Annotated in this window: 13 protein-coding genes; 4 read left to right on the top strand and 9 right to left on the bottom strand. The window is 42.0% G+C overall.

What is annotated here, in order from left to right; translation table 11 throughout:
• Positions 1-6 precede the first annotated feature (6 nt).
• Positions 7-2,025: a DNA helicase Rep gene (rep, locus tag BG00_RS05390; RefSeq protein ID WP_016899315.1), complete on the bottom strand. Its 2,019-nt coding sequence runs from the start codon at positions 2,023-2,025 to the stop codon at positions 7-9.
• A gap of 113 nt (positions 2,026-2,138) precedes the next feature.
• On the opposite strand from rep, the gene ubiK reads away from it, so the two are divergent.
• Positions 2,139-2,402 (top strand): ubiquinone biosynthesis accessory factor UbiK, encoded by a 264-nt coding sequence (gene ubiK / locus BG00_RS05385; protein WP_008112735.1) that lies wholly within the window; start codon positions 2,139-2,141, stop codon positions 2,400-2,402.
• A 48-nt stretch (positions 2,403-2,450) separates the two neighbouring features.
• Here ubiK and BG00_RS05380 read toward each other — a convergent pair whose 3' ends face one another.
• The 8 genes from BG00_RS05380 to ilvG form a co-directional block, all read right to left on the bottom strand.
• The gene (locus BG00_RS05380) at positions 2,451-3,095 is read right to left on the bottom strand and encodes an NAD(P)H-binding protein (RefSeq protein WP_036981051.1); all 645 of its coding nucleotides are present in this window, start codon (positions 3,093-3,095) and stop codon (positions 2,451-2,453) included.
• Position 3,096: 1 nt separating this feature from the next.
• The gene (gene can / locus BG00_RS05375; protein WP_036981050.1) at positions 3,097-3,762 is read right to left on the bottom strand and encodes a carbonate dehydratase; all 666 of its coding nucleotides are present in this window, start codon (positions 3,760-3,762) and stop codon (positions 3,097-3,099) included.
• Positions 3,763-3,772: 10 nt separating this feature from the next.
• Positions 3,773-4,957, bottom strand: a complete 1,185-nt coding sequence (locus tag BG00_RS05370) for a methyltransferase (RefSeq protein ID WP_036981049.1) — start codon at positions 4,955-4,957, stop codon at positions 3,773-3,775.
• Between the two features lie 133 nt (positions 4,958-5,090).
• A complete protein-coding gene (locus BG00_RS05365; protein ID WP_036981047.1) occupies positions 5,091-6,074 on the bottom strand; it encodes an ABC transporter substrate-binding protein in 984 nt (327 codons plus the stop codon).
• A 144-nt stretch (positions 6,075-6,218) separates the two neighbouring features.
• Positions 6,219-7,772 carry a threonine ammonia-lyase, biosynthetic gene (gene ilvA / locus BG00_RS05360; RefSeq protein ID WP_036981045.1) on the bottom strand — a complete coding sequence of 518 codons (1,554 nt, stop codon included), beginning with the start codon at positions 7,770-7,772 and terminating at the stop codon, positions 6,219-6,221.
• 2 nt (positions 7,773-7,774) lie between these two features.
• Positions 7,775-9,631, bottom strand: coding sequence for a dihydroxy-acid dehydratase (gene ilvD / locus BG00_RS05355; protein ID WP_036983358.1), 1,857 nt, complete (start codon positions 9,629-9,631; stop codon positions 7,775-7,777).
• A gap of 101 nt (positions 9,632-9,732) precedes the next feature.
• Positions 9,733-9,975: an acetolactate synthase 2 small subunit gene (ilvM, locus tag BG00_RS05350; protein ID WP_008112745.1), complete on the bottom strand. Its 243-nt coding sequence runs from the start codon at positions 9,973-9,975 to the stop codon at positions 9,733-9,735.
• Positions 9,972-11,621 carry an acetolactate synthase 2 catalytic subunit gene (ilvG, locus tag BG00_RS05345; protein WP_036981041.1) on the bottom strand — a complete coding sequence of 550 codons (1,650 nt, stop codon included), beginning with the start codon at positions 11,619-11,621 and terminating at the stop codon, positions 9,972-9,974. The genes ilvM and ilvG overlap by 4 nt, the downstream gene beginning before the upstream one ends.
• Before the next feature lie 529 nt (positions 11,622-12,150).
• Between ilvG and BG00_RS05340 the strand changes: the two genes are divergently transcribed.
• Genes BG00_RS05340 through BG00_RS05330 form a run of 3 tightly spaced genes read left to right on the top strand, consistent with a single transcriptional unit; the run spans position 12,151 to position 16,117 of the window.
• Complete coding sequence (locus tag BG00_RS05340) at positions 12,151-13,824, top strand: phosphoethanolamine transferase (RefSeq protein ID WP_036981038.1); 1,674 nt, start codon at positions 12,151-12,153, stop codon at positions 13,822-13,824.
• Positions 13,821-14,192: a diacylglycerol kinase gene (locus BG00_RS05335; RefSeq protein WP_008112748.1), complete on the top strand. Its 372-nt coding sequence runs from the start codon at positions 13,821-13,823 to the stop codon at positions 14,190-14,192. Before BG00_RS05340 ends, BG00_RS05335 begins: the two co-directional genes overlap by 4 nt.
• The gene (locus BG00_RS05330) at positions 14,183-16,117 is read left to right on the top strand and encodes an LTA synthase family protein (protein WP_036981035.1); all 1,935 of its coding nucleotides are present in this window, start codon (positions 14,183-14,185) and stop codon (positions 16,115-16,117) included. The genes BG00_RS05335 and BG00_RS05330 overlap by 10 nt, the downstream gene beginning before the upstream one ends.
• Position 16,118 lies beyond the last annotated feature (1 nt).

Here is a 16,118-nt window from a genome sequence, read left to right as displayed (position 1 = left end):
CACACCTTATTGTGGTTTTTTTAGCATTGCCCTTAAATTTGCAACCCGAGCTTGGCCTTTTTCCATGCGTTCAGCTTGAGTATTAGGCGCTTTTTTGTTTTCAAAAGCGAGATCATCTTGGGGTAGCTCTTGCACAAACCGGCTGAGCTCCGTTTGCGATGTTTCACCAAATTGACGACGAATTTTAGCATACGTTAAGGTTAGCTCTTGCTGCGCGCGGGTAATACCTACATAGGCAAGGCGGCGCTCTTCATCTACATTATCCTCATCAATGCTTACTTGGTGTGGTAATAGCCCCTCTTCCATGCCTACCATAAATACATAAGGGTACTCGAGTCCCTTTGAAGCATGCAGCGTAAGTAATTGTACTGCATCTGCTTCATCTTCTTCCTCGTTACGCTCTAGCATATCGCGCAGGGTCAATTTACTAACCACTTCAGCTAACGTCATTGGCGGATTATCGGCATCGCCAGTCAGCATATCGGTGATCCAGCGGTATAGCTCGGACACATTTTTCATCCGCATTTCGGCGGCTTTGGCACTCGGTGATGATTCATATAAATAGGCTTCATAATTAATATTTCGCACTAAATCTTTGACCGCTTCTAAGGTATCGCTGCGTACTGCGTTATCCGACAGCTCAACCACCCAACGGGCAAACCCAGCTAACGCATTAAAACCACGTCCTTTTAGTCTGTATCCTAAGTCGTTATCAAAACAGGTGGCAAACAAGCTTTGATGTTTTTCATTGGCTAAGGTGCCTAGTTTTTCAAGCGTCACCGTGCCTATTTCACGCCGTGGCGTATTCACGATTCTTAAAAAGGCATTGTCATCATCTTGGTTCACTAAAAGACGTAAGTAAGCCATGATATCTTTAATTTCAGAACGTGAAAAAAACGACATCCCGCCGCTAATTTTATAAGGTATACGGTTACTCATTAACGACTTTTCAAAACCACGCGCTTGGTGGTTACCTCGGTACAAAATCGCGTAATCTTTATAACTAGTGCGCTTCATAAACTTATGAGAAATAATCTCTGCAACCACACGCTCAGACTCATGCTCTTCATCGCGACAACCAATGACTTTAATTTGCTCACCATAGCCAAGTTCACTAAAGAGCTTTTTTTCAAACTCATGGGGGTTATTCGCAATCAATATATTAGCCGCTTTAAGAATACGCCCTGCACTACGGTAGTTTTGCTCTAGTTTTATTAATCTTAATCCTGGATAGTCTTTACTTAATAACACCAAATTTTGTGGGCGAGCACCACGCCAAGAGTAAATTGACTGATCGTCATCTCCTACCACGGTAAATCGTGCACGCTCACCAACCAGCAATTTTACTAATTGGTATTGGCTGGTATTGGTATCTTGGTATTCATCCACCAGTAAATAACGAAAACGCTGCTGCCATCGCTCACGTGATGTGGCATTACTACTTAAAAGCAGCGTGGGGATCATAATTAAATCATCAAAATCCAGCGCGTTATACGCTCTTAATTGATTTTGATAACGCGCATACAACTGAGCAAACAAGGCTTTTTGTGGCTCTCTGGCTTCACGAATAGCTTGCTCTGGTAAAATGAGTTCATTCTTCCAACTACCAATTTGCATTTTAAGTAGATTTAGTAAGTCTTTGTCTTTTTTAAGCTCATCTTCGGTTAAATCACCAAGTAATTGATTCGTATCTTGATCGTCAAACAACGAAAAACCGGGTTTAAAACCCAGTGTTTTTAACTCTTTTTTAATGATTTCAAGCCCGAGTGTATGAAATGTAGAGACCCATAAACCTTTAGACTCTTGTTTGCCCAAGGTTTGCAAAACCCGCTCGCGCATTTCTTTAGCCGCTTTATTGGTAAAGGTAACCGCCGCAATATTACGCGCTTGATACTCGCACTTCTGTACTAAGTAAGCAATTTTGTTGGTAATAACTCGTGTTTTACCCGAGCCTGCGCCGGCTAATACTAAGCAAGGACCACTAATGTACTTTACCGCTTCATCTTGTTTAGGATTGAGTTTCATAACGACCAGCTGATTGCAAAAAGACGGGCAATTTTAACGTAATCACTACAATACGCCTAGCCAATAAGGTAATATTAGTTATTATCATTTTAGGCAACAGGCAAGGGACGACTATGATTAACCCAGCAAAACTTGAAGAAATTGCGAAACAGATCACTAATAACATGCCACAAGGTGTAAAAAACCTGGCTGATACACTTGAAGGTAAAACCAAGCAAGTGTTACAAAATAAGCTTGCCGAAATGGACTTTGTAAGCCGTGAAGAGTTTGATATTCAAAGCCAAGTGCTGATCCGCACCCGTGAAAAGCTAACTGAATTAGAAGCAAAAGTAGCGATACTTGAACAGCAATTATCGGCAAAAACAGACGCAGAATAATGAATATAACGCCATAGACGAACCTGCTTTATGGCGCTAATCACTCAGTTATTCAAATAGCTCGTCGAGCACATAGTAACCCGTTGCTTGTTGCTGCTCTATGCTCACCCTTAGTAATTTATTAGCTACTTGCTCACCGGTTATTGGTCTATACCGTTTGAAGATGCCAAAACGCGTTAACAGTGGCAGTACCACCTCACCTAGCTTTTCTGCAATTCTAAGCTCTGATCGCTCGCCGACTAACAAAGACGGTTGCAATATACTCAAGCGCGAAAAGCCAAGCTGCTTTACCTGCTGCTCAAGTTCCCCTTTTATTTTTAAATAACGGCTCATGCTATGCGCATTTGCGCCACTTGATGACACCAAACAATAATGAGGAACACCGTTATTGGCCGCCATTTGCGCACAAATAAATTGGTATTCAAAATCAACTTTACGTTGTGCAGCCACACTACCTGCTTGCTTTAATGTGGTCCCTAAGCAAGAAAAGAACACGTCACCTTTGAACAATTCAACATGATGCGTCAAATTTTCAAAATCAATAACATGGCTAGTTAATTTAGGATGAGAAAAATCTAATTGGCGGCGCGATAAGCTCACTACTTTCGTATAGCAAGGAGATGCTAACAGCTGTTGTAATAACTGGCTGCCCACTAAGCCGGTACTGCCGATTATTAGCGCCGTTTTGGTCATATTAAAGGTGACTGTCCGCAGATTTATTTAGTACATGGTGTACAGCTTTTTTATAGCTAATGTATTCTTCTTCAGCGCAGCTAACTACCGACTCTAAATCATGCAAGTGACCGTTTTCTAATCCATATACCCAGCCATGCACTGTGAGCTCTTGACCTCGTAACCAAGCATCTTGAACAATGCTAGTGCGCGATACGTTACGCACTTGCTCAATCACATTAAGCTCAATTAAACGATCAAGACGCTGTTTTTCTGGTAGAGCGTTAAGTTGCTCTAAATGCTTTTCTTTTACATCACCAACGTGGCGTAGCCAGTTATCAATAAAGCCAAAGCGATCTTCGTTTAATACCGCTTGTACACCACCACAGCCGTAGTGGCCAACAACCATAATATGTTTTACTTTTAATACTTCAACCGCGTACTGCATAACCGATAAACAATTATGATCGGTGTGAACGACTACGTTGGCAACATTACGGTGTACAAATAATTCACCCGGTAGTAAATCAACAATTTGATTAGCAGGAACTCGTGAGTCAGAGCAACCAATCCATAAGTATTCTGGATTTTGTTGCATCGATAAAATTTTAAAAAATTCAGGATTAGCTTCGCTCGTTCTAGATGCCCAGCGTTTATTATTTTCTAGTAGGTTATTTAAATTTCTCATTACATCTCTTTTAGGTCGAGGGCGTTAAACTGGCTAAAATTAAAATATTACGGGGTGTTAAGTGCTTCTCACAAAATGTACTAACACTGACGTTATAGCCTTGCTGTTGCAAATATAAAGCACGATCGAGCACAAGCCAAACTTCTATTGCTCTTCTAAACACATGTCGAACCAGTTCAACTCGCTCGGTTATCTTTTTTCGCGCCTGCCCAATCAATAAAAACTTATTGTAATCAATATCTTTTGGCAGTTTTAAGGCTTTTTTATCTGCCGCCCACTTACAAAATGATTCAAACGAATCTGAAAATATTGCTTTATTCACTGAGGGCACACTAACATACGCCAACTCACCGGTGACTGACTTTCTTAAAGCATCAAACCCGAGTCGCCACTCAACTTCTGTTTTTCGTACTTTGCCCACTCGCGATGGAGCCGTGACAGTTTCTTGCAAAGCGAGTTTTAAATCTCGATGAGTTAAATTAAGCGCACTTCGCTTCGCCTGTTCGCTCATTGCTTGATAATTATTCTCGGTAAACAAGTGATAGCAACAAGGTGAAAAACTAATTTGTGTTACTTTGGCCGCACTGGCTTGATGCATAAATGTTTGATGTAACGCACCGCAGGCATGTAAAGCAACGGCATGGGTTTGTGGGTTAAAAAAATCCTGAGTGTTATCTGTGAGTACATCAGCTTGGCTAAATTGCATAGCAAGCCCCTGTTGCTGCGCACTTTTTTGTCCTTGCTCACATAAGTGAGATTGTAGCTCAATACTGTGCACGCTCGGCGCACCATTAAAAGCTAACATTCGTCCTAAATGGCCTTTGCCTGCACACCACTCTAAAATAGGCTGATCATTGGCAGGTAGCGCACCAACAAAGTCTTGTAGCTGTGTAAACTTTCGTCCTTTAATACCGTTACTAATCCAAAACGGATAATCCGTTCGACTGCTTGTTATGACAGGGAGTGAAGCTAATCGGCTTAATTGCTCAATACCGGGTATGTAAGGTGAAAAAAACTGATAAAGTTGCGCTTGATCAGTATCTAACTCAGCAACGTCCTGATCAGTTAAAGCAGTTAGGGGGTTGTGTAATTCAGGCCATGGTAAACAGTCAAAATCAAACGCAGTACATTGCCAATACGAGCGCGTATTCATCAGTAACGAATCGAGGGCAGTAAATTGCTCAGTTAAGGTCATAACAGCTTAAAATATTAAAAAGGCAATAAATTATACCAGTACACTCGCGCCTAATTAAGCGGTTATTTTTTTAACCTCGCAGAGCAAGGGGATTACTTAACTTTCCCACCTTTTCTATTGGTTAAATTAGCCATTAGCGTGCTTTGAACATTAACCGTAAATAAAGGGGAATAGAAATAATACTAATAATAATGGCCGCAATCAGCATCCAAGAAAGCTGCAACGTTTCTTGTTTTTTATATTTATAAATAAAATCGGCTTTTACTTCGTCAAACTTTGTTTGGTCAATCTCATATAAATCAGCAATCAAACGCCATTTGGCCATCGACATATTACCCACATTGGTGCTTGGCGGCGCAATATAGTCTTTTAGCACTTCGGCCTCAAAAGCTAATTGATGAAAACTACGCTCAGGGGCATAAAACTGCTGAGTAATGGCGATGGCTTCATCCATATTCATTACCGCATAACGCCACCCTTTTAAACTCGCTTGGTAAAACTTTTCTACCGTATCGGGGTGGTACTTAATCATGTCATCACTGGTAAATAAAATATCTGCGTATACGTCCATACCATAACGTTGTGGACATATAAGTCGATGAGCAATACCTTGCTGATCCATATAATAAGGTAAGTCGGTAACATAGACTTCGATGGCATCTATTTTATTTTCCATCCATGCTTTTTGTAATTTATCGCCTTTGTATATAACCAACTTTTCGATATTTATACCGCTGCGCTTGAGCATAGTTAACAACTCAGAATTGCTCTCTTTACTCACTTCACTTACACGTTTATTGACAAAATCACGGGCATGAAAAATATCAGAGCTTTCTTTGACCATCCAGCAATAAGGAGAAAACTGTAATATGGCAGCCATGGCTACAAAGGGTTTACCTGCAATACGCTGCTGTAAAATACCAGAATGCGCAACCCCAAACTGGGCTTCACCACGCTCTACCGCGCCAAAACTATTGGGCCGTTTTGGATCGGCAGGCACAATAGTGACGTCTAAACCGGCCTCATCATAATACCCTTTTTGCTGAGCCATATAATAACCCGCAAATTGAAATTGATGTGTCCACTTTAATTGTAGTGTGACTGATTCCTGCGCCATTAACTGGCTACAAAAAAGGCAGGCGCTAATTATCATTCCTTTAAGTAACAAAGAGAGTTTCCAAAAAACGTAGTGATTAACGTAACTATATGTAAAGCAGCTAATAAAGCAAGCATCCACAGAAGATGCCTGCTTAAAGTAGGATTATGCTAAGGCGAGCTTTTCAAGCTTTTCTGCTTGAGGTTGGGTAGTTAAAAACTGGGTGAAACACGGGTTATGGGTTTCGTCTTGAACACTGTAACCTAGGCGGTTTAAGTGCTCATTAAACATCTCATATTGGCTTGGTTCAATAGCAAAGCCTGCTAATACATTCCCCATTGACCCGCCATGATTACGGTAGTGAAATAAAGTGATATTCCAGTTACTACCCAGCGTATCTAAAAAGCGCGCCAATGCGCCTGGGTACTCTGGAAACTCAAACCTTAGTAAGCGTTCATGTAACTGCTCTGGCGCTTTACCGCCAACCATATAGCGTACATGCAGCTTTGCTAATTCGTTATCTGACAAATCGCAAAAGGTATATTTGTTATCTGTTAGACTTTGTTTAAGCTCTTCAAGTTCTGCTAACCCTTGGCGCAGTGCAATACCAACAAAAATTTGCGCCTCGCCAGGCCCTGCATATCGGTAGTTAAATTCGGTAATAGCACGCCCACCTAAAGATGCACAAAACTGCTTAAAACTACCGCGCTTTTCATCAATGGTTACGGCTAATAAAGCTTCGTTTTTCTCACCCAGCGCAGTGCGCTCAGCCACATAACGTAAGCGATCAAAGTTTAAATTAGCACCAGACAAAATAGCGGCTAAATTTAACCCTTTTAAACCCGACTGCTGAGACCATTTTTTAAGCCCTGCAGTTGCAAGTGCGCCTGAAGGTTCGGCAATAGCACGGGTTGATACAAAAATATCTTGCATGGCAGCACATATTTCATCATCTGATACGGTCACCACTTCATCGCAAAACTTTTGCGCCAATCTAAATGTTTCGCTACCAATTATTTTTACGGCAACACCATCGGCAAAGCTTCCTACTCTTTCTAGCTCTACAGGCTCTCCCGCTTCCATGGCAGCTTTTAAACAAGCACTTTCATTAGCCTCGACTCCAATCACTTTGATATCTGGGCGCAGCGATTTAATGTATACCGCCATACCCGCCAGCAATCCGCCGCCGCCAACAGGAATAAATACCACGTCTAAGTCGTTCAGCTGTTGCATTAGTTCACGGGCAACTGTGCCTTGACCAACAATGACATCGGGGTCATCAAATGGAGGGACAAATACGCCGTTTCGCTGCTCAGTTAATTCAAGCGCATACGCCTTTGCGGCATCAAACTGATGACCATGTAACACGACTTCCCCGCCCAATGCTCTTACCGCATTAACCTTAATTTCAGGCGTGGTTACGGGCATGACAATAGTGGCTTTATGCCCTAGGTGTGAGGCACTCAGCGCCACCCCTTGAGCATGGTTACCTGCCGATGCGGTGATCACAACCGAGCCCTTTGGCAGCTTATTTAATTTATTAAAAGCACCACGTAATTTAAACGAGTACACCGGTTGCTGATCTTCACGCTTTAACCAAACATGATTACCTAATCGTGCACTCAATTCGGCCATTTCACTCACCTCAGTCACCTTAGCTAAAGGCTCCATATTGGCTTGGATAATCGCGCGAAAATAATCGAGTTCTTGAGAAACCATACCTAACTAAGCTCCTCCAGTTTGGCTAAATCGCGAACCGCACCTTTATCGGCACTGGTTGCAAGTAGCGCATACGCTTTAAGCGCAGATGAGACATAGCGATCGCGGTTAAGCGGCTTATACGCTTGTTTACCACGAGCCAATTGTTTTTGCCTGCGAGCTTCGAGTTCCTCATCGCTTAATGCTAAAGTGATTTCTCGAGTGGCAATATCGATGATAATTTTATCGCCATTTTCAACATAAGCTATCGCGCCACCGCTGGCTGCCTCGGGAGACACATGGCCAATTGATAAACCTGACGTACCACCTGAAAAACGCCCATCAGTAATTAATGCACACTTCTCTGCCAAACCTTTTGATTTTAAGTAGCTGGTTGGGTATAGCATTTCTTGCATGCCTGGGCCGCCTTTAGGTCCTTCATAGCGAATTACAACTACATCGCCGGCTTTTACTTCACCATTTAAAATCCCTTCTACAGAGTCATCTTGTGATTCGTATACAACAGCAGTACCTTCAAAATGCAGCATTTCATCGACAACGCCGGCACTTTTAACGATACAGCCATCTATTGCTAAATTACCTGAAAGCACGGCAAGGCCGCCATCTTGACGAAATGCATGTTCAACACTGCGAATACAACCGTTTTCACGGTCGTTATCACCCTCATCCCAACGACAATCTTGGCTCATTGCTTTGGTGGTACGAATGCCTGCCGGACCCGCGCGGTAAAACTTTCGCGCCGCTTCGTTATTAGGATCCGTTGCATCCCATTTTTTTACCAACTCACCCATGGTCATGCCGGCAACATGATTAACCGATAAATCAACCAAGCCGGCTTTACCAAGCTCGCGTACTATGGCCATCATGCCACCAGCGCGGTGTACGTCTTCAATGTGGTATTGCGCGGTAGCTGGCGCGACTTTACATAAAAATGGCGTTTTACGTGAAAGCTCATCAATGTGTGACATATCAAAATCTACACCGGCTTCTTGTGCCGCTGCGAGTAAATGTAATACCGTATTTGATGAGCCGCCCATGGCAATATCAACCACCATAGAGTTCATAAATGCGGTTTTATTAGCGATGGCACGAGGCAGTACGTCTTGGTTATCTTTTTGGTAGTACTCGCGGCATAAATCAACGATGCGAGCACCTGCTTCGACATACAATTGCTTACGGTCTTTGTGAGTTGCAAGCGTGGTACCGTTACCAGGTAGCGCAAGGCCTATTGCTTCTAATAAACAGTTCATTGAGTTGGCAGTAAACATCCCTGAACACGAGCCACAGGTAGGACATGCAGAGCGTTCAACTTGCTCTGAGTCGGCATCACTTACCGATTCATCGGCACCTTTAACCATGGCATCTACTAAATCGAGTTTAATATCGATATTGGCTAATTTAGTTTTACCCGCTTCCATAGGGCCACCCGATACAAAAATAACCGGTATATTTAAACGCAGCGCAGCTAACATCATCCCAGGGGTGATTTTATCGCAGTTAGAAATACAAATCATCGCATCGGCACAATGGCCGTTCACCATGTACTCCACCGAGTCGGCAATTAAATCGCGCGATGGCAGTGAATAAAGCATACCGCCGTGACCCATGGCAATACCGTCATCTATGGCGATGGTATTAAATTCTTTTGGTACACCACCGGCCTGAGTAATGGTTTCAGCCATCAGTTCACTAAGCTGATTAAGATGCACGTGCCCCGGAACAAATTGCGTAAATGAGTTCACAACAGCAATAATTGGCTTACCAAAGTCGGTATCGGTCATGCCTGTTGCACGCCATAATGCTCTTGCGCCTGCGCGTTTACGCCCTTCAGTGGTGGTTGCACTTCTTAATTTAGCCATAGTTACCTCAGTGTTTGCCGCAGTTAATGCGGGCATTCCTCATTCTAAAAATTGATGAATAACCAAATAACCGGTTATTCGTAAAATTCGTTAAATTTATTTTATACAGCCTGTTGCTGTAAGCTTTGTAGCGTCACATGTTTCACATCAACCAATTTATTTAGTTGACTGGTAAGCAAATAAATTGGTTTATCACTATCAACCGTCATGGCCATATTATATTGACCATCGTCCATATTGAGCTGCAAGTGAGTCAAGTCAAAACCACGATGACGTACGACACGTAAAAAGCGCTCGATTGCGACACTTTGACTTTTTAAGGCAATTGTTAAGTTGTGTTTCATTGTGCTTTCTCCGTCATCATTTCATCGTTAGCAGCCCCAGGTGGAACAAGTGGCCATACGTTTTCTTTATCATCAATACAAGCATGAACAATGTAAGGCCCATCGCTATTTAATAAGGCTGTAATTGCATCATCCACTTGATTGGCATGGGTAATCGTTTGCCCAGGAATACCAAAAACAGCCGCTAGCTGTACAAAGTCAGGGTTATCTGACAAGTTAGTTTCGCTAAAGCGCCCTTCAAAAAATAACTCCTGCCATTGGCGCACCATGCCTAAACGCTGGTTATCAAGTATCAGTATTTTTACTGGTAAATTATTACGGCGAATAGTGGCAAGCTCTTGAATGTTCATCATGATTGAACCATCACCTGAAACGGTGATGACAAAGTCATCTTTACGCGCTATCTGTGCACCTATAGCCGCGGGTAAACCAAATCCCATAGTGCCTGCACCACCACTGCTCAAATGGTTGCAAGGGTGGCTAAACTTCATGTGCTGAGCTACCCACATTTGGTGCTGGCCCACATCGCAGCAAACAACACTGGTGCTTGGCATACGCTGGCTTAGTTGATTAAGTAAATAAGGGGCAAATACTTTTTCGCCAGGATAGTCGTAGCGCCATGCATGCTTAACCATCATTTGTTTATTATGATCGCACCACGCTTTTGGTGTAACCACGCACTCAAGGGCGGGAAGTGAAGTTTTTAAATCTGCAATTAATGACGCTTTTGCGGGTTTACGTTTACCGACCTCGGCTGCATCTATGTCTAAATGAATTACGTTTGCTTTTGCAGCAAACTTAGCTAAATTGCCTGTTACACGGTCATCAAAGCGAGCGCCAATACACACTAATACATCACATTCTTGCACGGCTAAATTAGCCGCTTGACCGCCATGCATACCTAGCATCCCTAAATCATATTCGTAATCAGGTAATACACTGCCCAATGCTTTAAGAGTTGAAACCGCAGGCATTTGCGTTTTATTTAAAAATTGCATTAACTGCGCTTGCGCATCAGCGGCATGAACGCCCCCACCAACATACGCTACGGGTTGCTTGGCTTCACTGAGTAATTGATTGGCGATAGCAACTTGGTTTAAATCAAGTTGCGGTAAGTATTCATCTGCCGCCAACCAAGGTTTAAAAGGCACCTGCGCCATTTGAATGTCTTTGGGAATATCAACTAAAACGGGGCCAGGACGGCCGCTTTGTGCTAAATGCATCGCTTCTTGTAATATTTCGGCTAAATCTTCTGCTCGCTCAACCATGTAACTGTGTTTAGTACATGAAAGCGACATGCCAAGCACGTCAATTTCCTGAAAAGCATCAGAGCCAATGGCGGCGGTTGGTACTTGCCCTGTAATAGCAAGTAAAGGCACTGAGTCCATCATGGCATCTGCCAATGCGGTAATTAAATTAGTAGCTCCAGGGCCTGATGTTGCCAAGCACACACCTAAACGTCCAGTACTGCGTGCATAGCCCACGGCGGCAAACCCTGCACCTTGCTCATGACGAGTAAGATAATGTTTTACAGGCGCACCATACAAGGCATCGTAAATGGGCATAATAGCACCACCTGGGTAGCCAAATACTTCATCTACGCCGTGTTTGGCGAGTAAATCTATTGTTAGTTCTGCGCCTGTCATTAGTAAATCCTCATTCCTGTTTGACAACCCATTAAAAATTTAACTCTAAAACTAAAAAGCCCCCCGGACGGTTAAGTGCGGAGGGCTTTTCAATGCTTAGTTTTTTAAAGCACTACGAAGCCCTCGCGGGAATAATCACCACGATAATAATCAGGACTAGGTTAAGTGCATTTTTAAGCATAAAATTCAGTACCATTTAAGATTTAGTCACTGCGAACATCTTGTTTCGCTGTCTTTTTATATTAGTACCGCGCTCAGGGCGGTAAGTCAACACCAAATTCAATTCAAAATAATTATAAAAATACACTTACTCAGGTTTTAAAATTCAATTAAGCGAGGTTAAATAGATTTTTTATCCCTTCATTTCAACTCAGGAAATTCACTATTCTTATAACACTGAATTCTGGTTTGATTAATTTTTAGTAAGCCACCTCATTTTTATCTAACAAAATTAAAATAAATCGATTTCTTAAGAGTTTCTTAAGCCTGGCAGCCTAGCATAACAACGTTCACGAAAAAGAGGCGTGTTATGAACCCAACTTTCAAACTCAGTAAGCAACCGCAAGAAAATACTAAAAAACGCTTTTATTTTAATTGCAGTGCTAATGCATTCATTATTTTTATGGCTTGTTATTACGGCTTAGTTATTAATATTCCATTTATGCATGGTGCGTTTAGCGCTATTACCTCGTTGCACACATTTTCATGGCTATTTTTGTTTTCTGTGCCGTTACTACTGATTTGTTTGTTAATCATATTCTTTTCAGTGGTTTCTATTCGGGGAATACTAAAACCCATTAACTACTTGCTGCTAGTGCTCTCGAGTGCGGCGTTATATGGCTCATTGAACTATGGTGTGGTGTTTGATTATTCCATGATACAAAACACCGTCGAAACTGACTCTAGTGAAGCGTTAAGCTATTTAAACCTGCAACTCGTTGGCTTTTTACTGCTTTTTGCCGCATTACCTGTCTTTATTTTGAGTAGAATAAAAATAAACTGCGCCCGCCCATACAAAGAAGTTATTAGTCGTCTTAAACTGCTTTTAGCAAGCTTTGCACTGATTGCATTAGTGGTCGTTAACTTTTACGCCGATTACGCGGCAACGGGTCGTAATAACCGTATTCTTAAAAAAGAAATTATTCCATTTCAATATCTCTCTAGTGGCTACAAATACGCCCGTGACCAGTTACTTTATAGCGATATTGAATTTAAAAATATTGATACCACGCCAACTTTAGCATCGCCAAGTACAACACGAGTTACTGTCATCGTGGTAGGTGAAACCGCTCGAGCTGAAAATTTTGCCTACCAAGGCTATGAGCGTAATACCAACCAATACACGCAAAAACATAATGTCACTTATTTCGATAACGTATCGTCGTGTGGCACGGCCACAGCAGTGTCAGTACCATGTATGTTTTCACTGCAAACTCATGCCAATTTTTCTCGTTTAGACAGTGATAACCAGCAAAACGTAATTGATTTGATACAACAAGCAGGCGCAGATGTCTTATGGGTTGATAATAACAGTGGCTGTAAAAACGTCTGCACGCGCGTACCTACCATTAATATTGATACCAAAGCATCTGAACTATGTGATGGTAAATACTGTTTTGATGAAGCGTTACTAGCCCCTTTAAAGCACAAGCTTGCCAATTTGAGTCAGGCTAATACGGTTATAGTGCTGCATATGATGGGTTCACATGGCCCTACTTACTTTAAGCGCTACCCTGAAAAATTTAAACAGTTTAGTCCAACCTGCGACCGCAGCGATATTCAAAACTGTAGCGCTGAAGAGCTGGTTAACACCTACGATAATACAATTGCTTATAGTGATTTTATCAACGCTCAAGTTATTGAACAGTTAAAGGCACTGCCAGCTAATATTGATAAGCAATTACTGTATGTGTCTGACCATGGCGAGTCGCTCGGTGAAAATGGCGCATACTTACATGGCTTTCCCTATGCATTTGCACCAACAGCTCAAACCCATGTGCCTCTTTACATCTGGGCTGATGAGCATAATCAGCGCATTACAGCCAAGTGTCTAAACAACTTAAATAGCACTTTAGCGCAATCACACGACGCTATTTTTCATACCCTTTTAAGCTTAACCGGTGTTGCGAGTAAAACCTACCAAACCTCTGAAGATTTACTCGCGTCATGTCAAACGATTAACCATAGCGAAACTAAAATATGAATAATAAAACCGTTATAAAACGCCAAGGCCTAATGCGCCTAATTTTTACCTTAAGCCATACATTTAACGGCCTAAAATGGATGAGCCGATTTGAGGCTGCTTTTCAGCAAGAGTTGGTTTTATTTAGTTTGCTAGGCGTATTTGCCTGCTTGCAAGAAATTACTTTAAGTAGCAAATTAATCTTGATTGCCAGCTTATTGTTTGTGTTATTTGCTGAGTTGGTCAATACCGCAGTCGAAGTGGTGGTTGATCGCATCGGTAGCGAATATCATGAACTATCAGGCCTAGCTAAAGATATTGCATCCGCCAGTGTCTTTATCGCCATGCTTATTGCTATTTTAGTTTGGTGGTCTGTGCTATGGACTTAATCAGTAGCACTAAAAAAGTACTGGGGCCATTGTGGGTTTTAGCGGTATTTTTTTTCGCACTCCTATGCTTGCTAACTTTTGCGCGATTAGGTTTAAGTTTGTGGCAAAGTGGCCGTGTATTTACCGAAGGCGCCTGGCACTTTGTTTTTGTAGGCGGTTTACGTGTTGATATAGCAACATTATGCTACATCATAACCCCCGTTTTGTTACTAACACTTGCAGCACATGCTCTCAAATTAACTGCTTATATTCGAGTTGTCGTAAAGTGGTATTTAGTAATAATGGCTGCAATGTTAGTGTTTTTTGAGGTTATTACACCCACGTTTATTAACGAGTACGACTTACGCCCTAATCGCCTATTTATTGAATACCTTATTTATCCTAAAGAAGTCTCTAAAATGATTTTTTCAGGTTACAAACTCGAAGTCCTCTTCGCTGTTTTAGCGCTCGTTTTCACCATTAAATTTGCTAACAAAATTCTTACTCAGAAATGGCAAAACCGCTCGTCCCTAGGGGCAATAAAACTATCACTGTTAGCTGTTATTATATGTAGCCTAACACTGTTAGGCGCTCGAAATTCATTAGGCCATCGTCCATTAAACCCCGCTATGGTGGCATTTTCGACCGACCACTTGCTGAATGACCTCACGCTTAATTCATCATATAGCGTAGCATTTGCGTTAAAACAGCTCTCCAATGAGCAATCAAGTCAGGCATATTATGGCAAGGTCCCTCAAGAGGAGTTACTCGCCACAGTACGCAGTACCATGCAAAATCCTCAAGCAATATTTAATAATCCAAATGCCCCTACCCGCACTTTTCATCAGGCAAGCTACCAAGGTAAAAAGAAAAACCTGGTTATTATTCTGCAAGAAAGCTTGGGCGCTCGTTATGTAGGTACCTTAGGTGGCTTACCCTTAACGCCTAATATAGATACACTTTATCAACAGGGCTGGGGATTTGATAACTTATACGCTACCGGCACTCGCTCTGTACGCGGTATTGAAGCAGTTATAACCGGTTTTACACCGACTCCCTCACGCGCGGTTGTAAAACTCGATAAATCACAACGTGACTTTTTTACCTTGGCTAGTTTTTTAGCAAAGCAGGACTACCATACTCAGTTTATTTATGGTGGAGAAAGTCACTTTGACAACATGCGTAGCTTCTTTTTGGGTAACGGCTTTAGTGATATTGTTGATAGTGAAAGCTTCGATAACATTAACTTTAATGGTTCATGGGGCGCATCTGACGAAGATTTATTCACTCAAGCAGATAAAGAGCTGAATAAATTACAACAACAGCAAAAGCCATTTTTTAGTCTGATTTTTAGTAGTTCTAATCATAGCCCTTATGAATTTCCGGACGGTAAAATAGCCCTGTTTGAGCAACCAAAGCAAAGCCGTAATAACGCAGCTAAATATGCAGATTATGCCCTTGGCACATTCATTGAAAAGGCGAAAAAATCATCCTACTGGGACGATACTGTGTTTATAGTGATTGCTGATCACGACTCACGCGTGTCTGGTTCCAGCCTTGTACCTATTGATCACTTTAGAATTCCTGCGGTTATTTTTGGAAACGGTATTAAGCCCAAACGCGATCATCAATTAGCCAGTCAACTAGATATTCCTACCACCTTACTGTCGCTTATTGGCGCCAGCGGTGAACACCCAATGATTGGTCATGATCTCACTCGCCCTGTTGCCAAAAACAAGCAGCGTGCAATGATGCAGTACGATAAAAACTTTGCTTACATGCAAAACGATAAAGTTGTTATTTTGCAGCCAGATAAACCGGCAACCACCTATATTTATAAAAATAAGCAATTACACCCCAAGCATAACGATAGCGCACTCATCAAGCAAGCTCGTGCGCTGGCTAATTATGGCAACATGGCCTACAGCAATAATTGGTATCAATAAC

This window comes from Pseudoalteromonas sp. SCSIO_11900 (assembly GCF_000576475.1).
Taxonomy (GTDB): Bacteria; Pseudomonadota; Gammaproteobacteria; order Enterobacterales; family Alteromonadaceae; genus Pseudoalteromonas; species Pseudoalteromonas tetraodonis.
The sequence above is the reverse complement of the archived record's forward strand: the minus strand, read 5'-3'. Positions and strand labels throughout refer to the sequence as shown.